Source organism: Klebsiella pneumoniae complex sp. WS1778 (genome assembly GCF_049472055.1).
GTDB lineage: Bacteria > Pseudomonadota > Gammaproteobacteria > Enterobacterales > Enterobacteriaceae > Klebsiella > Klebsiella quasipneumoniae.
Genome location: NZ_JBKGTJ010000005.1, coordinates 65484 through 89174 on the forward strand (window position 1 = coordinate 65484; position 23691 = coordinate 89174).

24 protein-coding genes are annotated in these 23691 nt (G+C 58.9%); 7 read left to right on the top strand and 17 right to left on the bottom strand.

The window, feature by feature from the left end:
* Window positions 1–145: 145 nt before the first annotated feature.
* Complete coding sequence (mgtL, locus tag ACLEXF_RS20265; RefSeq protein WP_349817321.1) at window positions 146–397, bottom strand: mgtA regulatory leader peptide MgtL; 252 nt, start codon at window positions 395–397, stop codon at window positions 146–148.
* On the opposite strand from mgtL, the gene treR reads away from it, so the two are divergent.
* The 5 genes from treR (at window position 378) to nrdG (ending at window position 7880) form a co-directional block, all read left to right on the top strand.
* Window positions 378–1325: a trehalose operon repressor TreR gene (gene treR, locus ACLEXF_RS20270; protein ID WP_069135465.1), complete on the top strand. Its 948-nt coding sequence runs from the start codon at window positions 378–380 to the stop codon at window positions 1323–1325. The two genes, mgtL and treR, sit on opposite strands and share 20 nt — an antisense overlap.
* Before the next feature lie 130 nt (window positions 1326–1455).
* Window positions 1456–2874 carry a PTS trehalose transporter subunit IIBC gene (gene treB / locus ACLEXF_RS20275; protein WP_004206516.1) on the top strand — a complete coding sequence of 473 codons (1419 nt, stop codon included), beginning with the start codon at window positions 1456–1458 and terminating at the stop codon, window positions 2872–2874.
* A gap of 51 nt (window positions 2875–2925) precedes the next feature.
* Entirely contained in the window at window positions 2926–4581 is a 1656-nt protein-coding gene (treC, locus tag ACLEXF_RS20280; protein WP_064178460.1) for an alpha,alpha-phosphotrehalase, read from the top strand.
* Between the two features lie 385 nt (window positions 4582–4966).
* Complete coding sequence (gene nrdD / locus ACLEXF_RS20285; RefSeq protein WP_004206513.1) at window positions 4967–7105, top strand: anaerobic ribonucleoside-triphosphate reductase; 2139 nt, start codon at window positions 4967–4969, stop codon at window positions 7103–7105.
* A 310-nt stretch (window positions 7106–7415) separates the two neighbouring features.
* On the top strand, window positions 7416–7880 hold the full coding sequence (nrdG, locus tag ACLEXF_RS20290) for an anaerobic ribonucleoside-triphosphate reductase-activating protein (protein ID WP_061155975.1): 465 nt from the start codon (window positions 7416–7418) through the stop codon (window positions 7878–7880).
* Between the two features lie 3 nt (window positions 7881–7883).
* On the opposite strand, the gene ACLEXF_RS20295 is transcribed toward nrdG, so the two are convergent.
* The 14 genes from ACLEXF_RS20295 to pmbA form a co-directional block, all read right to left on the bottom strand.
* Window positions 7884–8168, bottom strand: a complete 285-nt coding sequence (locus ACLEXF_RS20295) for a type II toxin-antitoxin system RelE family toxin (RefSeq protein ID WP_407259953.1) — start codon at window positions 8166–8168, stop codon at window positions 7884–7886.
* Complete coding sequence (locus ACLEXF_RS20300) at window positions 8158–8400, bottom strand: type II toxin-antitoxin system RelB/DinJ family antitoxin (protein ID WP_023291757.1); 243 nt, start codon at window positions 8398–8400, stop codon at window positions 8158–8160. Before ACLEXF_RS20300 ends, ACLEXF_RS20295 begins: the two co-directional genes overlap by 11 nt.
* Window positions 8401–8477: 77 nt before the next feature.
* Window positions 8478–10388: a BglG family transcription antiterminator gene (locus ACLEXF_RS20305; RefSeq protein ID WP_200541779.1), complete on the bottom strand. Its 1911-nt coding sequence runs from the start codon at window positions 10386–10388 to the stop codon at window positions 8478–8480.
* A 22-nt stretch (window positions 10389–10410) separates the two neighbouring features.
* Window positions 10411–11562, bottom strand: coding sequence for a lactonase family protein (locus ACLEXF_RS20310; RefSeq protein WP_087832357.1), 1152 nt, complete (start codon window positions 11560–11562; stop codon window positions 10411–10413).
* A 66-nt stretch (window positions 11563–11628) separates the two neighbouring features.
* Window positions 11629–12369: a 2-dehydro-3-deoxy-phosphogluconate aldolase gene (gene dagF / locus ACLEXF_RS20315; protein WP_017900574.1), complete on the bottom strand. Its 741-nt coding sequence runs from the start codon at window positions 12367–12369 to the stop codon at window positions 11629–11631.
* Window positions 12366–13484, bottom strand: a complete 1119-nt coding sequence (locus ACLEXF_RS20320) for a DgaE family pyridoxal phosphate-dependent ammonia lyase (protein WP_048294063.1) — start codon at window positions 13482–13484, stop codon at window positions 12366–12368. Before ACLEXF_RS20320 ends, dagF begins: the two co-directional genes overlap by 4 nt.
* Complete coding sequence (locus tag ACLEXF_RS20325; RefSeq protein WP_407259954.1) at window positions 13468–14601, bottom strand: amidohydrolase/deacetylase family metallohydrolase; 1134 nt, start codon at window positions 14599–14601, stop codon at window positions 13468–13470. Before ACLEXF_RS20325 ends, ACLEXF_RS20320 begins: the two co-directional genes overlap by 17 nt.
* Before the next feature lie 112 nt (window positions 14602–14713).
* Window positions 14714–15358, bottom strand: a complete 645-nt coding sequence (locus ACLEXF_RS20330) for a DUF4310 family protein (RefSeq protein WP_004206504.1) — start codon at window positions 15356–15358, stop codon at window positions 14714–14716.
* A gap of 13 nt (window positions 15359–15371) precedes the next feature.
* Window positions 15372–16148: a DUF4311 domain-containing protein gene (locus ACLEXF_RS20335; RefSeq protein WP_423265808.1), complete on the bottom strand. Its 777-nt coding sequence runs from the start codon at window positions 16146–16148 to the stop codon at window positions 15372–15374.
* 21 nt (window positions 16149–16169) lie between these two features.
* Entirely contained in the window at window positions 16170–16469 is a 300-nt protein-coding gene (locus tag ACLEXF_RS20340; RefSeq protein ID WP_004206503.1) for a DUF4312 family protein, read from the bottom strand.
* Window positions 16470–16471: 2 nt separating this feature from the next.
* Window positions 16472–16834, bottom strand: a complete 363-nt coding sequence (locus ACLEXF_RS20345) for an SFCGS family glycine-rich protein (protein WP_004206501.1) — start codon at window positions 16832–16834, stop codon at window positions 16472–16474.
* A 10-nt stretch (window positions 16835–16844) separates the two neighbouring features.
* Window positions 16845–17183 (bottom strand): PRD domain-containing protein, encoded by a 339-nt coding sequence (locus ACLEXF_RS20350; protein ID WP_004206500.1) that lies wholly within the window; start codon window positions 17181–17183, stop codon window positions 16845–16847.
* 289 nt (window positions 17184–17472) lie between these two features.
* Entirely contained in the window at window positions 17473–17859 is a 387-nt protein-coding gene (cybC, locus tag ACLEXF_RS20355) for a cytochrome b562 (protein WP_002886893.1), read from the bottom strand.
* A gap of 36 nt (window positions 17860–17895) precedes the next feature.
* Window positions 17896–19248 carry a metalloprotease PmbA gene (pmbA, locus tag ACLEXF_RS20360; RefSeq protein WP_017900576.1) on the bottom strand — a complete coding sequence of 451 codons (1353 nt, stop codon included), beginning with the start codon at window positions 19246–19248 and terminating at the stop codon, window positions 17896–17898.
* Window positions 19249–19343: 95 nt separating this feature from the next.
* Here pmbA and yjgA point away from each other — a divergent pair, with 95 nt between their 5' ends.
* Window positions 19344–19895 carry a ribosome biogenesis factor YjgA gene (yjgA, locus tag ACLEXF_RS20365; RefSeq protein WP_004206498.1) on the top strand — a complete coding sequence of 184 codons (552 nt, stop codon included), beginning with the start codon at window positions 19344–19346 and terminating at the stop codon, window positions 19893–19895.
* A 565-nt stretch (window positions 19896–20460) separates the two neighbouring features.
* Window positions 20461–21669, top strand: a complete 1209-nt coding sequence (locus ACLEXF_RS20370; protein WP_017900577.1) for an aldose 1-epimerase family protein — start codon at window positions 20461–20463, stop codon at window positions 21667–21669.
* A 43-nt stretch (window positions 21670–21712) separates the two neighbouring features.
* Here the strand turns inward: ACLEXF_RS20370 and ACLEXF_RS20375 are convergent, their stop codons facing one another.
* The gene (locus tag ACLEXF_RS20375) at window positions 21713–22240 is read right to left on the bottom strand and encodes a GNAT family N-acetyltransferase (RefSeq protein ID WP_064151128.1); all 528 of its coding nucleotides are present in this window, start codon (window positions 22238–22240) and stop codon (window positions 21713–21715) included.
* Between the two features lie 66 nt (window positions 22241–22306).
* Window positions 22307–23680: a UDP-N-acetylmuramate:L-alanyl-gamma-D-glutamyl-meso-diaminopimelate ligase gene (gene mpl / locus ACLEXF_RS20380; RefSeq protein WP_048296492.1), complete on the bottom strand. Its 1374-nt coding sequence runs from the start codon at window positions 23678–23680 to the stop codon at window positions 22307–22309.
* Window positions 23681–23691: the final 11 nt, after the last annotated feature.

The window sequence follows — 23691 nt, forward strand, 5'->3', positions numbered from 1 at the left end:
AAACAGTCCCTCCGCGCTCGCGTAAGCGAACGCAGCGTTGCCGACGGGCGTAGCAAAACCTACCTGTCAGGCATGTTATTTTTATGGCAGGGACATCAAGGACGTCACTGCTTTACGCTTTCCGGTAAAGCAGTGTTAAACAGGCTTACCGGAAAGAAAGGTTGCTCCATCGAGGATGAGGAGTGGGATCGGGGTCCATAACTATCTCCGGTAAGTGAATATAAACGGCGCGGATTATAGCGCCCTCATTAAGGATTGTGTGGCAATAATGGCGATGATAAACCCGCGCAACTAAACCGAACGTAAACCAGACTTTGCTCATTGCGGTTTGGTTGAGTAGCATTATGCTCACTTCTACCCCCTGACGAGAATTCCGCATGCAGAACCGGCTGACCATCAAAGATATCGCGCGCTTAAGCGGCGTAGGGAAATCAACGGTATCCCGCGTCCTCAACAACGAGAGCGGGGTCAGCGAACGGACCCGCGAGCGCGTCGAAGCGGTGATGCAGCAGCACGGTTTCTCGCCCTCCCGCTCCGCCCGCGCCATGCGCGGCCAGAGCGATAAAGTGGTGGCGATTATCGTCACCCGTCTCGATTCGCTGTCGGAAAACCTCGCCGTGCAGACCATGCTGCCCGCCTTTTATGAGCAGGGTTACGACCCGATTATGATGGAGAGTCAGTTCTCCCCGGGGCTGGTGGAGGAGCATCTCGGCATGCTCGCCCGGCGTAATATTGACGGCGTGGTACTGTTCGGTTTTACCGGCATCGACGAGGCGATGCTCGCCCCCTGGCGCGACACCCTGGTGCTGATGGCCCGCGACGCCCCCGGCTTCGCCTCGGTGTGCTATGACGACGAGGGGGCCATCACGCTGCTGATGCAGCGGCTCTACGATCGCGGACATCGCCACATCAGCTTCCTTGGCGTACCGCACAGCGACGTCACCACCGGCGAACGCCGACATCTCGCCTACCTCGCCTTCTGTAAAAAGCATCGTCTGACGCCCACCGCCGCCCTGCCGGGGCTGGGCATGAAGCAGGGGTATGACACCGTCGCCAGCGTGTTGACGGCCGAGACCAGCGCCCTGGTCTGCGCCACCGATACCCTCGCCCTCGGCGCCAGTAAGTACCTCCAGCAGCAGGGCCGCGATGCGCTGCAGCTCGCCAGCGTCGGCAGCACGCCGCTGATGAAGTTTCTCCACCCGGAAATATTGACCGTCGATCCGGGCTATGCCGAGTCCGGACGCCGGGCCGCCCGGCAGTTGATCGAGCAGATCGCCGGCAGCGTCGATCCCCGCCAGATCGTGATTCCCGCCGCCCTCAATTAATCTCGCTCTGGCGATTTATGTGATCGTCGCTGGGTTTCGGGAACGTTCCCATTTTGCAAATTAAGCGGAACGGTTAGGATGCCCTCAAGGTAAAAACGGCATCTCTCCCCTCTGTTTTTGAGGCTTCATCATGAGCAAAGTAAACCAGCAGGACATCGATAAACTGATCGAACTGGTGGGCGGGCGCGGCAATATCGCCACCGTCAGCCACTGTATTACCCGTTTGCGCTTTGTGCTGAACGACCCGGCCATCGCCAGACCAAAAGAGATTGAGCAGCTGCGCATGGTGAAGGGATGCTTCACTAACGCCGGCCAGTTCCAGGTGGTCATCGGCACCGAGGTGGGCGATTACTACAAAGCCCTGCTGGCGACCACTGGCCAGACTTCCGCCGATAAAGAGCAGGTCAAACAGGCCGCGCGGCAAAATATGAAGTGGCATGAACAGCTGATCTCGCACTTCGCCGAGATCTTCTTCCCACTGCTGCCGGCGCTGATCAGCGGCGGTCTGATCCTCGGTTTCCGCAACGTCATCGGCGACTTACCTATGAGCAACGGCCAGACGCTGGCCCAGATGCACCCGTCGCTGAAAACCATCTATGACTTCCTGTGGCTGATTGGCGAGGCGATCTTCTTCTATCTGCCGGTGGGGATCTGCTGGTCGGCGGTGAAGAAGATGGGCGGTACGCCGATCCTCGGGATCGTCCTTGGCGTTACCCTGGTGTCCCCGCAGTTGATGAATGCCTATCTCCTCGGCCAGCAGGTGCCGGAGGTGTGGAACTTCGGCCTGTTTACCATTGCTAAAGTCGGCTACCAGGCGCAGGTGATCCCGGCCCTGCTGGCAGGCCTGGCCTTAGGCTTTATCGAGACGCGCCTCAAGCGCATTGTGCCGGACTACCTCTACCTGGTCATTGTCCCGGTCTGCTCGCTGATCCTGGCGGTATTCCTCGCGCACGCCATTATCGGTCCGTTCGGCCGCCTGATCGGCGACGGCGTGGCCTTCGCGGTGCGCCATCTGTTAACCGGCAGCTTCGCGCCGATCGGCGCCGCGCTGTTTGGCTTCCTCTACGCGCCGCTGGTGATAACCGGCGTCCACCAGACCACCCTCGCCATCGATATGCAGATGATCCAGAGCATGGGCGGTACCCCGGTGTGGCCGCTGATTGCGCTGTCCAACATTGCCCAGGCGTCGGCGGTGGTCGGCATCATCATCGCCAGCCGCAAGCAGAATGAACGTGAAATATCGGTGCCGGCGGCGATCTCCGCCTATCTCGGGGTCACCGAGCCGGCAATGTACGGTATCAACCTGAAGTACCGCTTCCCGATGCTGTGCGCGATGATCGGCTCCGGCCTCGCCGGCCTGCTGTGCGGCCTGAACGGCGTGCTGGCGAACGGCATCGGCGTCGGCGGCCTGCCGGGGATCCTCTCCATCCAGCCAACCTACTGGCAGGTGTACGCCATGGCGATGGCCATCGCGGTGGTGGTGCCGATTATCCTCACCACCGTGGTGTATCAGCGCAAGTACCGTCAGGGCACCTTGCAGATTGTCTAACTTCTTCTTTCGGGGCGCCTTTGGCGCCCCTCGTTGCAGCAGGAAAGTACTATGAATCAACTCCCCCACTGGTGGCAAAACGGCGTTATTTATCAAATCTATCCGAAGAGTTTTCAGGATACCACCGGCAGCGGTACCGGCGACCTGCGCGGCGTCACCTCCCGCCTCGACTATCTGCAAAAGCTTGGGGTAGACGCCATCTGGCTGACGCCGTTCTACGTCTCTCCGCAGGTGGATAACGGCTACGACGTGGCGAACTACACCGCCATCGATCCCTCCTACGGCACGATGGCCGACTTTGACGCCCTGGTGGCGGAGGCGAAGGCACGCGGGATCCGCATCGTGCTGGATATGGTGCTGAACCATACCTCGACCGAACACGAATGGTTCCGTCAGTCGCTGAATAAGGAGAGTCCCTACCGCCAGTTCTATATCTGGCGCGATGGCGAACCGGACGCCCTGCCGAACAACTGGCGCTCTAAATTTGGCGGTAACGCCTGGCAGTGGCACGCCGACAGCGGGCAGTATTATCTGCACCTGTTCGCCATTGAGCAGGCGGATCTCAACTGGGAGAATCCGGCGGTGCGCGCCGAGCTGAAAAAGGTCTGCGAATTCTGGGCTGACCGCGGCGTCGACGGTCTGCGCCTCGACGTGGTCAACCTGATCTCAAAAGACCAGACCTTTCCCTGCGATCTGGACGGGGATGGCCGCCGCTTCTATACCGACGGCCCGCGGGTGCATGAGTTCCTGCAGGAGATGAGCCGCGATGTCTTCACCCCGCGTAACCTGATGACCGTCGGCGAGATGTCTTCCACCTCGCTGGAACACTGCCAGCAGTACGCCGCGCTGGACGGCCGCGAGCTGTCGATGACCTTTAACTTCCACCATTTAAAAGTCGATTATCCCGGAGGGGAGAAGTGGACCCTCGCCCGCCCGGACTATGTGGCGCTGAAGGCGCTGTTCCGCCACTGGCAGCAGGGGATGCACAACCGGGCATGGAACGCGCTGTTCTGGTGTAACCACGATCAGCCGCGCATCGTCTCGCGCTTTGGCGACGAAGGCGCGTACCGGGTGCCGGCGGCGAAGATGCTGGCGATGGTGCTGCACGGCATGCAGGGCACGCCCTATATTTATCAGGGCGAAGAGATCGGTATGACCAATCCGCACTTCAACAGCATCAGCGATTATCGCGACGTCGAGAGCCACAATATGTTTATCGAACGTGCGGCGCAGGGGCAAAGCCCGGACGAACTGCTGGCAATCCTTGCCAGCAAATCGCGCGACAACAGCCGCACGCCGATGCCGTGGCATAGTGGCGAGAACGGTGGCTTTAGCGACGGTGAGCCGTGGATCGGCCTTGGCGATAACTACCGGGAGATCAACGTCGAGGCGGCGCTGGCGGACCCCGATTCGGTGTTTTATGCCTATCAGCAGCTGATTACGCTGCGTAAAACCCTGCCGCTGCTGACCTGGGGTGATTATCAGGATCTCCTGCCTGACCATCCGTCGCTGTGGTGCTATCGCCGTCAGTGGCAGGGACAAACGCTGGTGGTCGCCGCCAACCTGAGCCGCGACCTGCAGACCTGGCAGCCAGAGGAGGCCCCAGGCGACTGGAAGATGATCATCAGCAACTATGCCGAGACCACGCCCCGCCCGACCGGGCTAACGCTGCGGCCGTTCGAAGCGGTATGGTGGCTGCAGGCGTAAGGTATCCCCTGCCCTCCCGAGATGAGAATGTCATGCCTGGCGCCGGTGGCGAACGCCAGGCATTTTTGCTTATTTTCCAGCCAGATAAATTTACATTTATCGCCAGCGCCCATCATCCGTACTCTCACCTTTTTACCTTGTTCTGGGTCAATAAAATCGCAAACATCTTTGATGCAAATCACTACATATAGAACTTAAAATGCGTCCCGGCCCTACATGTTGTATTAATCGTCTATTATGTCACCATATCTTGTCGATGTCTGGCGGTGATGAGATGTGGATAAAACGGGCCGGATCTGAAGGCAAACAGCACGAGCCGTAGCGCGCAGCGCCTTCGGGATAACCTCCGCCTCTGTGGATAACCTGTTCTATATATGGAGTGATCATGACACCGCATGTGATGAAACGTGATGGCTGTAAAGTGCCGTTCAAGTCAGAGCGCATTCAGGAAGCAATTCTGCGTGCAGCTAAAGCAGCGGGAGTCGATGACGCAGACTATTGCGCCACCGTCGCAGAAGTCGTTAGCCAACAAATGCAGGGCCGCGCCCAGGTCGACATCAATGAGATCCAGACCGCGGTGGAAAACCAGCTGATGTCCGGCCCCTATAAGCAGCTGGCGCGCGCCTATATTGAGTATCGCCATGACCGCGATAGCCAGCGTGAGAAGCGCGGCCGCCTCAATCAGGAGATCCGCGGCCTCGTCGAGCAGACCAACTCCGCGCTGCTCAACGAAAACGCCAACAAGGACAGTAAAGTCATCCCGACCCAGCGCGACCTGCTGGCCGGTATCGTCGCCAAGCACTACGCCCGGCAGCACCTGCTGCCTCACGATGTGGTGATGGCCCACGAACGCGGCATGATCCACTATCATGACCTCGATTACTCGCCCTTCTTCCCCATGTTTAACTGCATGCTGATCGACCTGAAAGGCATGCTGACCCAGGGCTTTAAGATGGGCAACGCGGAGATCGAGCCGCCGAAGTCTATCTCTACCGCCACCGCGGTGACAGCGCAGATCATCGCCCAGGTCGCCAGCCATATTTACGGCGGCACCACCATTAACCGCATCGATGAAGTGCTGGCGCCGTTCGTCAGCGAAAGCTTTAACAAGCATCGCAAAATCGCCGAAGAGTGGCAGATCCCGGATGCCGAAGGCTATGCCCGCGCCCGTACCGAAAAAGAGTGCTACGACGCCTTCCAGTCGCTGGAGTATGAGGTTAACACGCTGCATACCGCCAACGGCCAGACGCCGTTCGTCACCTTCGGGTTCGGCCTCGGCACCAGCTGGGAATCGCGGCTGATCCAGCAGTCGATTCTGCGTAACCGCATTGCCGGCCTCGGTAAAAACCGTAAGACCGCGGTGTTCCCGAAACTGGTGTTCGCGATCCGTGACGGCCTGAACCATAAGTTCGGCGATCCGAACTACGACATCAAACAGCTGGCGCTGGAGTGCGCCAGCAAGCGCATGTACCCGGATATCCTCAACTACGACCAGGTGGTGAAGGTTACCGGGTCGTTTAAAACGCCGATGGGCTGCCGCAGCTTCCTCGGGGTGTGGGAAAACGAGAACGGCGAGCAGGTGCACGATGGGCGCAATAACCTCGGCGTTATCAGCCTCAACCTGCCGCGCATCGCCCTGGAAGCGAAAGGCGACGAAGCCGCCTTCTGGGCGCTGCTGGACGAGCGCCTGCAGCTGGCGCGCAAAGCGCTGATGACCCGTATTGCCCGCCTGGAAGGGGTAAAAGCGCGCGTGGCGCCGATCCTCTATATGGAAGGGGCCTGCGGCGTGCGACTGAAAGCCGACGACGACGTCTCCGAGATTTTCAAAAACGGCCGGGCGTCGATTTCGCTGGGCTATATCGGTATCCATGAAACCATCAATGCACTGTACGGCAATCAGCACATGTACGACAGCGAGGCGCTGCGCGAGAAGGGTGTGGCCATCGTCCAGCGCCTGCGCGACGCCGTCGATTTGTGGAAGGAAGAGACCGGCTACGGCTTTAGCTTGTACAGCACGCCGAGCGAAAACCTGTGCGATCGCTTCTGCCGTCTCGATACCGCCGAGTTTGGCGTGGTGGAAGGGGTGACCGACAAAGGTTACTACACCAACAGCTTCCACCTCGACGTGGAGAAGAAGGTCAACCCGTACGACAAGATCGATTTTGAAGCGCCGTATCCGCCGCTGGCCAACGGGGGCTTCATTTGCTACGGCGAATACCCGAACATCCAGCACAACCTGAAGGCGCTGGAGGACGTGTGGGATTACAGCTATCAGCATGTGCCGTATTACGGAACCAATACGCCGATCGATGAATGCTACGAGTGTGGTTTCACCGGCGAGTTCGAGTGCACCAGCAAGGGTTTTACCTGCCCGAAATGCGGTAACCACGACGCCTCCCGCGTTTCCGTTACCCGCCGGGTGTGCGGCTACCTCGGTAGCCCGGACGCGCGTCCGTTCAACGCCGGCAAGCAGGAAGAAGTGAAGCGCCGCGTGAAGCACCTGGGCAATGGGCAGATCGGTTAAAGAACAATGCGCTTTTCCCGGATAGCGGCGCGCAGCGCCTTATCCGGGCTACCACTGCCTGGTGAGTCGTAGCCCGGCCGAGCGCAGCGACGCCGGGAAATGGCCGCACTCCTCCGTTTTCGCAAAGCAAATAACGTCAGAGCAAGGCGGCAAACGAAGGGATCCCAGACAGCCAGGTGGGTTTCCTCAAATCAGTTGGCGTTGTAGCAAGGCGGCAAACGAGTAAGTCCCGGGGAGCTTACTGGAGTAAGTGACCCGGGCGAGCGAGCGCAGCCAACGCCGCTGCAGCGGCAAATGAGAAGAGGAAACAATGAATTACCATCAGTACTACCCGGTAGATATTGTCAACGGCCCCGGCACCCGCTGCACCCTGTTTGTCTCCGGCTGCGTCCACGAGTGCCCAGGCTGCTACAACAAAAGCACCTGGAGGGTGAATTCCGGCATGCCCTTCACGACCGAGATGGCCGACCGCATCATTGCCGACCTCAACGATACCCGCATCAAGCGCCAGGGGATTTCACTCTCCGGCGGCGATCCGCTGCATCCGCAAAACATCGCGGAGATCTTAAAGCTGGTTCAGCGCGTGCGCGCCGAATGCCCCGGTAAAGATATCTGGGTCTGGACCGGCTATAAGCTGGATGAGCTGAATGAGGCGCAGATGCAGGTGGTGAACCTGATCAACGTGCTGGTCGACGGTAAGTTTGTGCAGGATTTAAAAGACCCGGCGCTGATCTGGCGCGGCAGCAGCAACCAGGTCGTGCATCATTTGCGATAGCGTTTAGAGCCGTTTATTCGCCTGATGATAAACGGCCGCTTTCTCTCTTTTGCCAATGGCAATAACGTAAACCACCACCACCCTATCTCGTACTTGATACACCAGCCGATAACCTGACGCCTTAAGCTTGATTTTGTAGCAATCCGGCAAATCGCTCAGCCTGGCCGACTCAGTTCGCGGATTCTGCACAACCTGCTGGAGCTTATTTTTGAACTGTTTTTTGATCGTCTCGCCAGGCTTCTGCCATTCGCGCCAGGCACGCGGATCAAACGCCAGTTCATAGGTCATCCAGACTCACCTTCACCTCCGGCTGCGGGTTTTCCAGCCGCTCGCGGACGGTGCGTAATAATGCCGCTTCGCTATCGCTGATAGTCATACTTTTCACCGGCATGCGGCCATTTTCCGCAATGTATTGAAACAGCAGGCGTACCGCCTCCGTTGGCGTCATATCGAGTTTCTCCAGCACGGCATAAGCCTCTTTTTTGAGTTTATCATCCAGTCGAACGTTGAGCGTGGCCATTATGCCTCCAGAAAGGGATATTTTGTAATGCATTATAGCATTACATTTGAATTACACTCGAATCTGGAAAACGCCTCTCAAAACCGGCTGACGCATTCCATCGCCACCATTTTAAACTCATCGAAGCTGCGGGTCGTGGCGAGGCGGCTCATGGCGCGCTCGCGCAGGAAAGTCACGAAAATATCGTAGATCGCCATCGCCTCTTCATACTCGCGCTTGCTGATAGCGAGCAGGAAGATGATATGGGCGGTTTCGTCACCCCAGGCGATGCCCTGCGGGGCAATAACGGTATAGACCACCGTCTTTTTCGCCAGCAGACCCAGGGAGTGCGGCAGCGCAATACCGTCGCCGAGCATGGTGCTGACGATCGCTTCACGCTCCACCACCGAAGCATGAAACTCCGCATCGACGAAGCCTTCCTCCAGCAGCTGCTGACACAGTTCGGCGAACAGCGTTTGCTGATCCATCGGCGTGTCGATCACCCGGAAATGGGCGGCATCGAAGTACTTATTCAGCATCCACGGACGGGTGCGGTCCACCAGCACCAGCTTGCCGATCTGATCCAGTTGATAGTCAGTGGGGAACGGCGCGATGGTCACTACCGGCTTGTCTTTTTCGCTGATCCGCACCGTGGAGATAACAAAATCCGCCTCGATCGCGTCCCGCTGTTCGTACTCGCGCTGGGAAATAGTGGCGGCGATCTCCAGCTGCGGATATTTGCGCTGCAGGATCGCCTCAATCATCCGCACCATCGCATTGCTGGTATCACACACCAGCAGCACCTGCGGCTGACGCTGGTAGCCGATGTTGTAGTGGCGCTCCAGCCCGACGCCGATATGCAGCACCAGAAAACCGATTTCGTTTTCGCTAATCGTATAAGGCGTGTATTTGCCCCAGCTGGAGACCGCGGCGAGGGTCATATCCCAGGCCATCGGGTAGTGCTGTTTGATGTTATCCAGCAGCGGATTAGGGATCATGATCTGGTAGCGTACGCGGGTGATCATGGTCTTTATGTGGGTCAGCAGATCGGCGTGCAGCTGGGCATCGTCCAGCAGATTGTAGTTATACTGGCTGTTGATGTAGCGCAGGATGTAGTTGACCAGCGCTTCGTCATCGTCGGCGCTGATGGTTTCCGGGTCCACGTCCTGTACCTGACGGGCGGCGATATGCACGCACAGCCACTCTTCTTCCGCGGGTGATAAAGGTTTACCGGCCAGCCGCTGCAGTTCGCCCGCCAGATCGCGCGCGGCATCACGGACGTTCTGCGCCACATCTTCAGCACTGAAATCCGCCAGCGGGTAGCCTTCGCTGACGCGGCGCACCACCACCGCCCCGTACAGGCAGATAAAGCGCTCGCCGACGTCGGTGAGGCGAATATGGTGCCGGTTGAGCGTCTCCTGCAGCACGGGCTCCAGCAGCGCTGGCACCTCCGCGGCAAAGGCCTCGGCGCCGATCGGCGGCGCGATACCGCCCTGCTGGGCCAGCTCCCACAGCAGGTCGGTGAGGCAGGCGCGAACCGATACCTCGCTGCCAAACAGCTTCATACCGTGGCGCGGGCGGGTTTCAAGGGTGAGCTGATAGCGCTGGAAGCGCTCGCGCACCTCGACCATATCGTTCTGCAGCGTGGCGCGGCTGACGAACCACTCATCCGCCAGGTCTTCCAGCTTGATGGAGAACGCCGATGTCAGAAAACGCACCAGCAGAAACGTGATGCGATCCTGGGCGGTACGCGGGACATGCTGCGCCTTCGGCGACGTCTCCTCCAGTGTCTGAAAGCTCGCCGGGTTATCAATTTTCAGCTGATAACCGCTGCCGCGGTTAAGGATAAACTGCGCGCCATACTGCGCCAGTAGCGCATTCAGGGCGGTAATATCGGCGCGCACGGTACGGGTGGAAACCGACAGGCGTTGCGCCAGCTCATCCTGCGGCAGCGTTTCATTCCGCAGCAGGGTGAAGAGTTGCGCTAAGCGTTGGTTGGGAAATCGCATGTCAGTTCCTTGTGGTTACGGCTCAGGGTTGGGCGGATATCACCATCTGCGATGGGCTGCCGACCGGCGTGTAGTCTGAGACAAAGGTCAATTTGCCATCCTTCGGCGCCACGCTGAAGCGGGTAATATTATCGCTACGCTGGTTCATGACGTACAGCCACTGCCCCTGAGTATCCAGGGTCAGCGTGCGGGGGTAATCTCCGCGCGTCCAGATATCCTCCTGGTGGCTCAGGCGGCCATCGGCCTGCACCGTAAAGTGGGCGATGCTGTTATGCAGACGGTTGGCGACGTACAGCTGTTTGCCGTCGTTGCTCAGCGCCAGACCGGCGGCAAAGCTGGTGCCCTTATACTCTTTCGGCAGCGCGGAGACGGTTTTGCCTTCGCGCAGCAGACCGCTTTGCTGATCCAGATGATAGAAGGTCAGCGTCGACGCTTCTTCGTTAATCAGCCACAGGCCGTCGCCCTTTGGCGTAAAGACGAAGTGGCGCGGGCCGGCGCCCGGCGACGAAGCGGCGATAAATGGCGGTTCGTTCGGCGTCAGCTTGCCGCTGGCGCTATCCAGCCGGTACTGATAGATCCGATCCAGCCCCAGATCGGTAGAGTAAACGTATTTTCCGCTGGGATCGGCGGCGATCATATGGGCGTGCGGGCCATTGTGATCGCTGATGGCGAAGCTGCCCTCGACGGCCGCCGCCGGGCGTTCGGCCCCTGCCGGGCCTTCATCCTGATGCCTGTCCACCGCCTCACCCAGGCTACCATCTTCTTTGACCGGTAGCACGGCGATGCTGCCGCTGACGTAGTTGGCTACCAGCAGCTGTTTACCGTTTGGCGTCAGGGAGAGATAAACCGGCCCGGCGCCGCCGGAGGCGACCTGATTGAGTGCGGTCAGCTCACCGTTCTTCTCAATGCGCCACGCCTGCACCACGCCTTTCTCCACCTCGCTGGCGGCATACAGCGTTTTGCCATCGCGCGAGACGGTCAGCTGCGCGGCGTTCGGCAACGAGCTCACCAGCGTCCTGTCACGTAGCGCGCCGGTGTGGCTATCAACGGTAAAGCGGTACAGACCTTCGCCATTGGGATTATAGGTGCCTACCCAGGCATAGTGAGTTTGCGCGGCGGCGGCGGCGGCAAACAGGGACAGTGAAGCGACAAGCAGATGACGAGCGACAGGCATAGCAACTCCTTGATGGTTCAGTGGGATAAGCTGCCCCTCACCCTTTGAGGGTGAGGGGCAAGGGCACTACTTCACTAACTGTTTGGTCATCTCCAGCAGCTGGCGAACATCGGCCGGGCGGGTGTTGCCGCTGGCCTTATCGATAATCGAGCTGTAGATATGCGGGATGATTTTGCTCACCCCGGCATCGAGGGCGATCTTCAGGATCGCGCTGTAGTTTTCCAGATCGATACCGCCGGTCGGCTCCAGCCAGAAATCGTGCGCGGCGCAGGCTTTGGCCACCGCCTCGAACTCGTCGCGGTGCTTCAGGCCGCCCATCGGGAAGTATTTGATGGAGCTGCCGCCCATATCTTTTAACAGCGCGATGGCGGTTTCCAGCGGCACAATCCCATCCGCCGCTCCGCTGCTCAGCGGGCCGGTGGAGATCTTCACCATACCCGGGGTGCCGGTGGGCGAGACCAGGCCGTTGACCACCGTTTCGTTCTGCCCGAGCAGCGCGCGGCTGGTGGCCACGCCGGTGAAGACCTGGTTGACGTGCTGCGGCTGCACCTGGCGAGAAATCTCGCTCACCATCGCCGACTGATTCGGATCCCCCGCGCCCAGCCCGACGGAGAGGGCGTTATCAATCAGCTTCGCGTAGTCGCGCATATCGGCCACCGCGCTGGCGACGTCCGGGTAATTTTTGGAGAGCACGCCGACCAGGACATGACCTTCCGCCGCGTCGTAGATTTCCCGAGCGTTGTCTTTGCTGCCCGCCAGGACGTTCAGGCACACGCGGTCACGGTAAAAGTTTGGGGTCAGTTTCATGCTTGTTTCTCCTTGTGCAGAACTTCCGCGATGCGACGGGCGACCACCGCCAGCTGCTGTGCGTTAACGCTGCGGACATCGGCTTCGATAATGCCTTCATTCGCTTTATAGCCGCGGAAGTAGATGGCGTATTCGCCTTGCTTCAGCGCGTTAACCAGATCGCCGGTCTTCACGCCGGTCACCGCTTCGTCGAATTTGATTTCGGCGCGGGCGATATCGCGGCCGGCGCTGTCCCATACCACACGGGCAGTGACGCCGTTGAGGGTGTTGAGCTGTTCGATAAACGGCGTCATCTTCGTCACCATCTCCTCACCGCTCTCTTTGCTCGCCGTCAGGTAGTGTTCAATGGCGCAGGTCAGGCCGAGGATCCCCTCTTTCCCCACTTTCATCGCCCGGCCAATGCCCATCGACTGGCGTTTAACCCACTCAACGTACTGCGTTTTGCCGATCACCAGCCCGCTGGTCGGCCCTTCAATCGCTTTCGCGCCGCTGTAGATAACCAGGTCGGCGCCCATGCGGTAGTAGCACTGCAGATCTTCCTCCGCCGCCGCGTCGACGATCAGCGGTAAATGATGCTGACGCGCTACTTCCGCGGCCTGCGCGACGTTGAGCATGCTTTTCTGCACGCAGTGGTGGGATTTGATGTAGAGGATCGCCGCGGTGCGCGGGGTGATCGCCGCCGCCAGCTGTTCGGCAGAGCATTCGTTGGCGTAGCCCGCTTCCACCAGCTTACCGCCGCCCAGCGCCACCATGGTGCCGACCGGCGCGCCGAAGTTGACGTTGTGGCCCTTCGGCAGGACGATTTCGTTATTCTCTATCGGCGTAACGTGCAGGTTCTCCAGCAGCCAGTCGCTGTCTTTCACCAGCACCGCCGCCACCGACTGGGCAATCCCTGCCGACGCGCAGGAGACCACGGTCGCCCCTTCCACGTCCAGCAGCCTGGCGATGTACTCGCCGGTCTTATTCACCAGGTCTTTCATTTCAAAGTACTGGTTCATACCGGCCATCGCGGCTTCCACCACTTCCGGGCGCGGGGTGGAGACGCCCAGCGCTGTCATCCGGCCGGAAGTGTTAATTACTTGTTTTAAATGGTATTTTTCAAAAATCGAAGGCATGTTCCGCGCTCCCTTGTTCGGTCAGATAGCCTTTGCCCGCGCGGATCGCGGCCAGCGGCACCAGAATGTTGTCTGCCTGGAGGCTCTCTTTTTCGGCATCCACCAGCAGCGTAGGCTGGCGCTCCAGGCGAAATAGCGTTAGATCGGCGTCGAAACCCACTTCCAGCCGCCCTTTACGCGACAGGCGCAGCCCCTCGGCGGCGCTGACGGTCACGCAGTCAATCACCTGCGGCAGGGTCATGCCGATAGCGAGGAATTTCGACATCACCAGCGCCAGCGAACGTACCGGGCCGTCGATGCGGTTGCGGCAGTAAATATCCGAGCTGATGGTGTGCGGCAGAATGCCCAGCGCAATCGCCCGGCGCGCCACTTCAAAGCTGAAGCTGGCGGTACCGTGGCCGACGTCAAGGCGCACGCCGCGGTGCAGGGCGCGGGTAATCGAACTGCGCAGTTCGCCGGCAGGATTCAGAATGCGGTTCGGCTTGCCGTTATAGCAGTGGGTAATGATGTCGCCGCGACTCAACAGCTCGGCAATTTCATCGAGGTTCGGCGGATTATTGCCGATGTGTACCATCAGCGGCAGATCGCCGTTTTCCTGCTGCATAGTCTTGGCGCGCGCCAGCGGCGTAATGCCGTTTTCCCCCACCACGCTGCTGCTCATGCGCGCCTTCAGGCCGACGATAAAGTCGGGATGGCGCTGCACCGCCTGCTTCACCGCCTCGGCGTCGATATTGGCCAAATTGGCCAGTTCGTTCTGGGCAATCAGCCCGACGCGGGAAATATTGAGCAGGGTATAGACTTCCGTCACCGCTTTGCGGGTTAACTGGTAGAAGTCGTCCACATCGTCGGCGCCGGTGCTGCCAGCATCAATCACGGTGGTGACGCCGGTGGCGATGCCGACGCTGTCCGGCTCATCGTGATATATCGGCGAATTCGGGTAGCAGTGAACGTGGGAGTCAATCCAGCCGGCGCTGACGTAGCTGTTGCCCTGCAGATCGATGGTTTTACGGGAGGGCGCGCTAATCTCGCCCAGCGCCGCGATTTTCCCGTCCTGAATGGCGATATCAGTCAGGGTATCGTCGACGAGGCGCGCGCGGCGCAGGAGTAAATCAAACATAGCTATCTCCTGATGAAAGAGTGAATCTGTTGCCGGATGGCGGCGTACCGCCTTATCCGGCCTACACATCGCGCTGACCTGTAGGCCCGATAAGCGCAGCGCCATCGGGCGATTAGCTAATCGCCACCGGGAAGATCGAGCCAAGGATCATCGCGCCGAGGATGGCGCCGCCGGTGATCGGTTTCTGCCAGATGTAGAACAGCAGTGCGCCAACCAGCGAGCCGATCCCGATAGGAATCGAGGCGGTCATTGCGCTGAGGATAATCAACGGCCCCAGGAAGCGGCCGGAGGCGTTACCTGCGCCCATCATCACGTCGGCGCCGTAGGTGGAGTCGCTTTGGTTGATGGTGAACTTACGCGCCAGAATAATGATGTAGCCCACCGCCAGGCCGAGGATCAGGCCGGTTGCCAGCGAGGCGGCGAAGTTCGCCACCGGGAAGACAAAGCCCGCGCCGAGCAGCAGCGCCGGGACGCCAAGACCGATCCCGGTCTGAATAGCGCCGCCGATATCGAGGATCCCCACCAGCGACCCTTCGATGATGCGGGCGAACAGGAAGCTGGCGCCAAACGCCGCCACCGCGCCGTAAACGCCGGTATCAATCCCCGACTTCAGCATCGCCACGAAGGCGACTTCGTTAAAGGCGCCGATGCCGTACAGGTAGTACATGTGGGTCCCGGCGAAGACGCCGGAGGAGAGCAGGCCAACGAAGATCGGGAACGACCAGTCGGCATACCAAAAACCTTTATTCTGTTCCATTATCAGGCTCCCGTTATTTGCCGCTGAGTGAGTTGTGGATCATGTCCAGCCAGTTCGGCACGGTCAGATGGAAGGATTCGATCATCTTCATGTCGAAGCCGCGGAAGAAGCCGCTGAGGACGAACAGGGCGACAATGGCCATCATCATCACTTTGGTGACCCGGTTCCAGCCGCTCTCTTCAACGCCTTTGCCGATCAGAATACCCAGCACCAGCCCCGGTACGGCGTTGCCCATAATCAGCTGCGCCGCGCCGCCGAAGATGGTCGCCCAGAAACCTGATTTTTTACCGGCGTCGATCGCCGCCAGCCAGAAGATCACCGGCATCACGGTGTTCACCAGCAGGTTTGCCGCCGGCACCAGTACCTTAACCGCGGTCACCTGCAGCGCTTCCGGTACGGACGAGGCGGTAAGGTTGAGGAAGGCGACGACAATCATGCCGATGATGCCGCAGGAGATGGCCATTTTTTTCGGATCGTGCAGCGTTTCGCCGACGTTACGATTTTTCAGCATCAGCGCCGCCGCGCCCCAGTTGGGGATAATGCGGTGGTCAACATCCTGGGTGAAGGAGCCTGCTGCAACGGAAGAGGCCCAGGCGTTAAAGAAGAAACCGAGGCCAAAGGAGAAGTGGGAAGCCGGATCGCCCTCACAGGAGTTTAGCTCGCCCAGGGTTCGAAACGCCCCCATCCCCTGGGTGGTAGGGGCATGAAACATGCGTGCCGCTCCGGCGCCCACGCCGACGCCGACCAGGCCGCCGATGATAAGCGATTTTATTAAAATTATCATGAACATAGTCAGACCCTTTGCTAACAATCAGGTTTGCGTGACGAAATCCACTTTATCGAGATCGATGGCGGTCACGTTGACGGTGACGTCCAGCTCCACGCTGTAGGTCCGTCGTTCACGGCGCAAAAAGAAAAACAGGAAGGCCTCTTTTCGTACCGCTTCGCGCGCATGAACAACCGTCACGTCCTGTGGCTCAATACGCAGCAGAATGTGCGATGAGGTTTTCATCACCGCAGCCTGCACATGGTTCAGGGCATCGGCGAAGGCCCGTGATTTGCTTTCGCCTTTGCCGGCAACCCTCACCGTGGTGGTGAATTGCTCTTTCATACTTATGCGCCGTATTTCTTTTTCCAGGCTTCTACCAGGCGCTCACCCAGCTCTTCTTTATCCATAAAGCCGAAGCCCAGCACGTTGCAGCCTTCGTTGATGGCGGTGACGCCCTCTTCAACAGAACGCATGCCGTATTTCGCTTTGTAGCCGTATTTGGTCTGGGCGGTGATGGCGCCGGCGCCGCCGCTGCCGCAGAAAGAGATGCCGAAGGTGGCGTTTTCCGCTTTCATCATGTCGCCAAGCTTCATGTCGGCAGCAACGCCAGGGACGACCACTGCGCGTGCGCCGGCTTTCTCTGCGCCTGCGGCGACCTTTTGGCCTTTACCCAGACGGTCGCCAATAACTACGGTGATTTGTTCCATGTTTTGCTCCTTACAGGTTTTCTTTTGCGACTTCGAAGTGGACGGAGAGCAGCCAGGCCTCTTCATCAGGCAGGTTGCCGAACTGCGCGACCACTTCGCGGGCCAACGTCATTGAATCTGGTGAAATCTCTTCGAACAGGCTGGCATCCACTTCCGGCAGCGGTTCGCCGCTGATTGACCGGTGGGCCATCGCCCGCACGTGGGAAGTCAGCATTTGCTCCTGAACGTCGTTAGGGACGATGCCGTGACGGCTTAACAGGGCAAAAACCTGCTGCAGCATCTTGTCAGCCAGGCGTTCGGTCTGCGCTGCCTGCTCCCCTACGTCGTGTATTACCGCTCCGTTATTCACTTCTGATACCCCGCTGATGGCTCTGGGAATCAAAGTAGCGCCGGGGGGTGGGAGTTTGTAGCGAGTTGTTTTCCACTTCGAAGTGGAAAGGGAGACGGCAGGCGTGATCGACACCACATATTCACTGGAAAAATGAAAAAACAGCAATTATGGCGTGAGACGTATCACAACAATGCGCGCGAATGAGCCGCCCGCGGCTGCGGAAAGGCCGGAAAAAGAAAAGGGAAAAATGTGATACAGGTAGGTTTTCAGGCGGGAGACATCGGCTGATGCCTCCCGAAAAGAACAGTTAGCGGTACTTCTTATGGTAGGTGTTGCGGGTGGTTTTAAACTCCTCCGCGGCGGCCTGCGCCTCTTTCACCTTGCCTTCATTCGCCAGCTTCAGCGCGCCGTCGATCTGGCCGATCAGAATATCCAGACCGTGACGGTAATCTTTCATCTCAGCGCTGTCGGCCGCTTTGCCTTCCAGCTTCGGCGGGGTCTCTTTCTGGGCATCAACCGCGGCGGTACGCATCTTATTCAGCGCCGCTTTCAGCTCGCCGGCGTCGGAGGTCTTCTGTACCACTTGCAGGTTTTCTGCCAGAGTGTCCATGTCTTCGCCCAGGTCGGCGAAGGCCGACGCTGAACCGAGCGCAAAAGCAGAGACAGCCAGCATCGCTAACAGTTTTTTACGCATTGCTCACTTCCTTTTTATTATTTAAGCAAACAGGTGTTATTGTCCGGCGATTTTCATCTCCGGCAGCAGCACAGAACCACACTGAATGTTGCTGCGCGTTTCAATATCATCGCCAATGGTCACGATATTACGCCACATTTCTTTCAGATTTCCTGCAATGGTGATCTCACTGACAGGATATTGAATTTCGCCATTTTCTACCCAGAAGCCGGATGCGCCGCGTGAGTAGTCTCCGGTGACGCCACTGACACCCTGCCCCATCAGTTCGGTAACCACAAGACCGGTGCCCATCTCTTTAAGCATCTTTGCAAAACTCAGGCCGCGGCCGTTAATGCGCCAGTTATGGATGCCCCCGGCGTGGCCGGTGCTTTTCATCCCCAGCTTGCGGGCTGAGTAGTTGGTCAGCAGCCACTGGGTCAGTACGCCATCTTTGACGATATCGCGACGCTCGGTGCGCACGCCTTCGCTGTCGAAAGGCGTGGAGGCCAGCCCTTTCAGCAGGTGCGGATGCTCTTCAATGGTCAGCCACTCCGGCAAAATTTGTTTGCCCAGCGAATCGAGCAGGAAGGTGGATTTGCGGTATACCGAACCACCGGCAATCGCTCCGACCAGGTGGCCAAACAGCCCGGTCGCCACTTCGTTGGCGAAAATCACCGGCGCCTTCATGGTCGACAGCTTACGCGGCGCCAGGCGCGACAGGGTGCGGCGGGCGCACTCTTCCCCGACCCATTCCGGGGATTGCAGATCCTCGATTGCCCGGCCAATGGTGTAGGCGTAGTCGCGTTCCATATCGCCGTCATCTTCCGCAATGACGCAGCTGGAGAGCGAATGGCGAGTCGAGCAGTAGCTTTGCAGCATGCCATGGCTGTTGCCGAACACTTTGATGCCATAGTGGCTGTTAAAGCTGCCGCCTTCGGTGTTGGTGATGCGTTTATCGGCCTTCAGCGCCGCTTGCTCCGCGCGGGCGGCCAGTTCAATGGCGTCGTCCGGGGAGACCTCCGCCGGGTGGAACAGGTCCAGATCCGGGGCGTCAAAGGCCAGCAGCTCTTTATCGGCCACGCCGGCAAACGGGTCCGGGGAGGTATAGCGCGCGATATCCAGCGCCGCCTGCACGGTACGGGCGATGGCGTCCGGGCTGAGATCGGTGGAAGAGGCGCTGCCCTTGCGGTTCTGGTGGTAAACCGTGATGCCTAACGCCCCATCGCTATTGAATTCTACATTCTCCACTTCGCCATAGCGGGTGCTGACGCCGATGCCTGTCGTTTTGCTGACGGAGACTTCTGCGCCATCGGATTTACCTGCCGCCAGTTCCAGCGCCGTGGTCACGGCCTCTTCCAGCGTCTTACGTTGCTGGGCAACTTGAGAGATCACTTTCATTGCTAATGCCATAATGTAAGAAGGAGTTAACTGAAGTCTAACAGAGAACCGTTTTTCAGTGCGCGCCTTAACTGGTAACATTAGCCTCTTTTTTTAAGGAGCCTGAGATGACAAAGCAGCCCGAAGACTGGCTCGACGACGTTCCCGGTGATGATATCGAGGATGAAGACGATGAAATTATCTGGGTCAGTAAGAGTGAAATTAAGCGCGACGCGGAAGAACTGAAGCGTCTTGGCGCTGAACTCGTTGACCTGGGGAAAAACGCGCTGGATAAAATTCCGCTGGATACTGACCTGCGCGACGCCATCGAACTCGCCCAGCGAATCAAAAAAGAGGGTCGCCGCCGCCAGCTGCAGCTTATCGGTAAGATGCTGCGCAATCGCGATGTCGATCCGATTCGTCAGGCGCTGGATAAGCTAAAAAACCGCCACAACCAGCAGGTTGCGCTGTTCCACAAGCTGGAGCAGATTCGTGACCGACTGATTGACGACGGGGATGACGCCGTAGCTGAAGTGCTGAACCTGTGGCCAGATGCTGACCGTCAGCAGCTGCGTTCCCTGATCCGCAATGCGAAGAAAGAGAAAGAAGGCAACAAACCGCCGAAATCCGCGCGCCTGATCTTCCAGTATCTGCGCGAACTGGCGGAAAACGAAGGCTAATCCCCGCCGCTTTTGCCGCACAAGTCACCCGGATGGCGGCGCGCTGCGCCTTATCCGGGCTACTCCGCTGTTTCCGGCGTTGTGCCGGATGGCGGCTACGCCTTATCCGGCCTACGAAAGGCTGCTTAACCTGATTTATCAAACGCTTGCTCAACACCGTAGGCCCGCGCAAGCGCAGCGCCGCCGGGCAAACTGTATCCGGCGCCGTTTCCGGCGTTGTACCGGATGGCGGCTACGCCTTATCCGGCCTACCTTCCCCAGCTACAACGCCAACATCGCGCCAGCAGGGGGTTCCCGCTGCATCTCCTGAGTCCCCCTAATCCGCACAACGATACTTTTGTTTATTGCCTCACCACCGCTGAATCGTTAAAGCTAAAAGCAATGCAGATCACATCTTGTGGTGATAATTAATCATGCCTTAGCACAATAATACGACACTTATCGCATTTAACATCTTCAAAACGGCCACTTTCTCACCAGGTGAGGCGCTTCACATTTTAATCACCCCCATGCCGGTAGATTTCACACGTCAATGACACAATCGATTCAGCAAAAGGGAATAAAAATGAAAAAGACATTGGTTCTGACGGCTATCGCTCTGCTGGTTTCTGGCTCCGCCGCGGCAAAAACATGGGTGCTGACGAGTGCTGAAGAGGGCATGGATAAAGGAAACTGGCAGATCAGCAGCGATCAGCTGAAGGTGAAAGACCATACGTTCAGCATTGAGCAAAAAGTCCTGCACGGCGGCAAGCAGGAAGGCAGCAAAATCCTCACCATTCGCAGTAAAGACGGCCTGACAATCACCCTCAGCCCGACGCGGGGCATGAACTTGCTGCGAGTGGAAGGCTTCGGCAGCCGGATGGGCTGGGATTCGCCGGTCAAAGAGGTTGTTAACCCGGCGTTTATCAACCTGGAGAGCCGCAACGGACTCGGCTGGCTGGAAGGGTTCAACGAGATGATGGTCCGCTGCGGCTATGAGTGGACCGGCCATCCAGTCACCGCGGACGGGCAAATTTATACCCTGCACGGCAAGGCCGGCAACACGCCGGCCTCCCTGGTGGAGGTTGAGGTGGCCGACAGCGCGCCGTATGAAATTCGCGTCCGCGGGCTGGTGAAAGAGAGCACCTTCAAAAAAGCCGATCTGCAGACCATGACCGAGCTGCGCTATATCCCGGGCAGTAACAGCTTCAGCCTGCACGATGTCTTAACCAATCACGCCGACTATCCGCATGATTATCAGATCATCTACCACAGCAACTTCGGTACCCCGATCCTCGAAGAAGGCGCACGTTTCCTCGCCCCGATGTCCAGCATCAGCCCGTTCAATGATTACGCCAAGAGCGGGTTAAAAACCTGGCAAACCTATCAGGGACCGACCAAAGACTTTGACGAGATGGTATTTAATATTCAGCCGCTGGCCGATGAAAATCACCAGACGCTGGCCGCCGTGGTCAACAAGGCTGGCGATAAAGGCGCCTCTATTCAGTTCGACACCCGCCAGCTGCCGGTCCTGACGCTGTGGAAAAACACCGACACCGTCAAACAGGGTTACGTCACCGGTATCGAGCCGGGGACCAGCTACGCCTATCCGGTGACCATTGAACGCGAGCAAAAACGCGTGAAGCAGCTGCAGCCGGGCGCCAGCGCGCAGTTTGATCTGACCTACACCTTGCTGCACGACAGCGCCCAGGTGGCCGCCGTCGAGCAGAAGATCGCGCAGATTCAGGGCGACAATAAAGTGGTGGAGAACGAAACGCCGATCGCCAAAGAGTAAAAATACCCCCAGCCGAACGCCCGGAGCGGTACGCCGCGCCGGGCTACTCCCGCCCCATCACCTCGTGCCCGAGATCCCGGGCAAACTGCTGGTACTGTCGCTCATCGATCGGCTGCGGATAGCTCAGCACCAGCAGCTCATGATCCGCGATGCCCTGATGATAGGTGGGATGACGATGCGCCCAGGGGTTAGCGTGAAATCCCATCGACTGATAAAAGCGCAGCCGTTTATGGGCGATCTCGCTGCTCAGCGGATCGATTTCCAGAATGGTCAGCGGGGCGCGCGTCAGGATCTGCGCCAGCAGCTGTTTACCATAGCCGCGGGAGCGCAGCGTATCGTCGATCGCCAAATGTTCGACATAACCGTAGCCGGCAAACTGCCAGCAGCCGCTGAGGCCGATAAATACGTCCTCATCGAACCACGCCTCAAGCGCGTAGTGCGCGTTGCTGAGCGCCTGACGTTTGGCCTCGCTTTCGCGCTGCTCGTGCCAAGGAAAGGCGCGCGCGTAGAGCGCGTCCAGCATGGCGAAATGGGGCGAGTCGGTAGAAAGAACGCTTTCGCGGGTCAGCATCACACCATCCCTGTTGGTAAAAACAAAACTGCCCTCACGCGGAGGGCAGTGACCGGAGGCGGGACGTTACTCTGTCGCGGCCGCTTTTTGCGCCAGTTTATCCAGCAGCTTTTGATGAATGCCGCCGAAGCCGCCGTTGCTCATCACCAGGATATGGTCGCCAGGATGGGCGGTTTTGACCACCATCTCCGCCAGGGTATCGACGTCGGCGCTCCAGTGAGCCGGCTGGACGCAGGCTTCCGCCACTTCCGCCACCTGCCACGGGATATGCTGCGGCTGCAGGAGGAACACCTCATCGGCGCGGCCAAGAGACGGCGCCAGATCGTCCTTGCAGACGCCCATTTTCATGGTGTTAGAGCGCGGCTCCAGCACGGCGAGAATGCGCGCGGTGCCGCCCACTTTGCCGCGCAGCGCCTGCAGCGTGGCGAGGATCGCCGTCGGATGATGAGCGAAATCGTCATACACGGTGACGCCGTTGGCTTCGCCGCGCAGCTCCAGGCGACGGCGGGCGTTGATAAAGCTGCCCAGCGCGTTCGCGGCATCCGCCGGCAGTACCCCGACGTGACGCGCCGCGGCAATGGCCATCAGGCCGTTATGCATATTATGTTCGCCGACCAGCGCCCACTTCACCTCGCCGACCTTTTCGCCGTCAAACAGCACTTCCCACTGCGAGGCGTCGGCGTTCAGCTTCTTCGCCTGCCAGTGGCCCTGCTCGCCCACCAGCTCCTGCTCGCTCCAGCAGCCCATCGCCATCACCTGCTTCAGGTTGATGTCGTTCTCCGGCAGGATAATTTTGCCTTTGCCCGGCACGATGCGCACCAGATGGTGGAACTGCTTCTGAATCGCCTTCAGGTCGTCAAAGATATCCGCGTGGTCGAACTCAAGGTTGTTAAGGATCAGCGTCCGCGGGCAGTAGTGAACAAATTTGGAGCGCTTGTCGAAGAAGGCGCAGTCGTATTCATCCGCTTCAATGACGAAGAACGGGCTGTCGCCCAGGCGCGCAGAGACGTCGAAATTGCCCGGAACTCCGCCAATAACGAAGCCCGGCTGGTAACCGCAGGCTTCAAGGATCCAGGTCGCCATGCCGGCGGTGGTGGTTTTGCCGTGGGTCCCGGCGACGGCCAGCACCCAGCGATCGCGCAGCACGAAGTCGTGCAGCCACTGCGGGCCGGACATATAGGGAATATTGTTTTCCAGCACCGCTTCAACGCACGGGTTGCCGCGAGTCATGGCGTTACCGATGATCACCAGGTCCGGCCGGGGCTCCAGCTGGCTGGGGTCATAGCCCTGAATTAAATCAATCCCCTGGTTTTCCAGCAGGGTGCTCATCGGCGGATAGACGTTAGCATCCGACCCCGTTACCTCATGACCGAGGGAGCGCGCCAGCATGGCCAGACCCCCCATAAACGTGCCACAGATTCCTAAAATATGAATGCGCATTCGTCATTTCC

Coding starts and splice junctions, on each gene's coding strand:
- treR (WP_069135465.1), top strand. CDS start 378: ATGCAGAACCGGCTGACCATCAAAGATATCGCGCGCTTAAGCGGCGTA.
- mgtL (WP_349817321.1), bottom strand. CDS start 397: ATGGTCAGCCGGTTCTGCATGCGGAATTCTCGTCAGGGGGTAGAAGTG.
- treB (WP_004206516.1), top strand. CDS start 1,456: ATGAGCAAAGTAAACCAGCAGGACATCGATAAACTGATCGAACTGGTG.
- treC (WP_064178460.1), top strand. CDS start 2,926: ATGAATCAACTCCCCCACTGGTGGCAAAACGGCGTTATTTATCAAATC.
- nrdD (WP_004206513.1), top strand. CDS start 4,967: ATGACACCGCATGTGATGAAACGTGATGGCTGTAAAGTGCCGTTCAAG.
- nrdG (WP_061155975.1), top strand. CDS start 7,416: ATGAATTACCATCAGTACTACCCGGTAGATATTGTCAACGGCCCCGGC.
- ACLEXF_RS20295 (WP_407259953.1), bottom strand. CDS start 8,168: ATGACCTATGAACTGGCGTTTGATCCGCGTGCCTGGCGCGAATGGCAG.
- ACLEXF_RS20300 (WP_023291757.1), bottom strand. CDS start 8,400: ATGGCCACGCTCAACGTTCGACTGGATGATAAACTCAAAAAAGAGGCT.
- ACLEXF_RS20305 (WP_200541779.1), bottom strand. CDS start 10,388: ATGCGATTTCCCAACCAACGCTTAGCGCAACTCTTCACCCTGCTGCGG.
- ACLEXF_RS20310 (WP_087832357.1), bottom strand. CDS start 11,562: ATGCCTGTCGCTCGTCATCTGCTTGTCGCTTCACTGTCCCTGTTTGCC.
- dagF (WP_017900574.1), bottom strand. CDS start 12,369: ATGAAACTGACCCCAAACTTTTACCGTGACCGCGTGTGCCTGAACGTC.
- ACLEXF_RS20320 (WP_048294063.1), bottom strand. CDS start 13,484: ATGCCTTCGATTTTTGAAAAATACCATTTAAAACAAGTAATTAACACT.
- ACLEXF_RS20325 (WP_407259954.1), bottom strand. CDS start 14,601: ATGTTTGATTTACTCCTGCGCCGCGCGCGCCTCGTCGACGATACCCTG.
- ACLEXF_RS20330 (WP_004206504.1), bottom strand. CDS start 15,358: ATGGAACAGAATAAAGGTTTTTGGTATGCCGACTGGTCGTTCCCGATC.
- ACLEXF_RS20335 (WP_423265808.1), bottom strand. CDS start 16,148: ATGTTCATGATAATTTTAATAAAATCGCTTATCATCGGCGGCCTGGTC.
- ACLEXF_RS20340 (WP_004206503.1), bottom strand. CDS start 16,469: ATGAAAGAGCAATTCACCACCACGGTGAGGGTTGCCGGCAAAGGCGAA.
- ACLEXF_RS20345 (WP_004206501.1), bottom strand. CDS start 16,834: ATGGAACAAATCACCGTAGTTATTGGCGACCGTCTGGGTAAAGGCCAA.
- cybC (WP_002886893.1), bottom strand. CDS start 17,859: ATGCGTAAAAAACTGTTAGCGATGCTGGCTGTCTCTGCTTTTGCGCTC.
- pmbA (WP_017900576.1), bottom strand. CDS start 19,248: ATGGCATTAGCAATGAAAGTGATCTCTCAAGTTGCCCAGCAACGTAAG.
- yjgA (WP_004206498.1), top strand. CDS start 19,344: ATGACAAAGCAGCCCGAAGACTGGCTCGACGACGTTCCCGGTGATGAT.
- ACLEXF_RS20370 (WP_017900577.1), top strand. CDS start 20,461: ATGAAAAAGACATTGGTTCTGACGGCTATCGCTCTGCTGGTTTCTGGC.
- ACLEXF_RS20375 (WP_064151128.1), bottom strand. CDS start 22,240: ATGCTGACCCGCGAAAGCGTTCTTTCTACCGACTCGCCCCATTTCGCC.
- mpl (WP_048296492.1), bottom strand. CDS start 23,680: ATGCGCATTCATATTTTAGGAATCTGTGGCACGTTTATGGGGGGTCTG.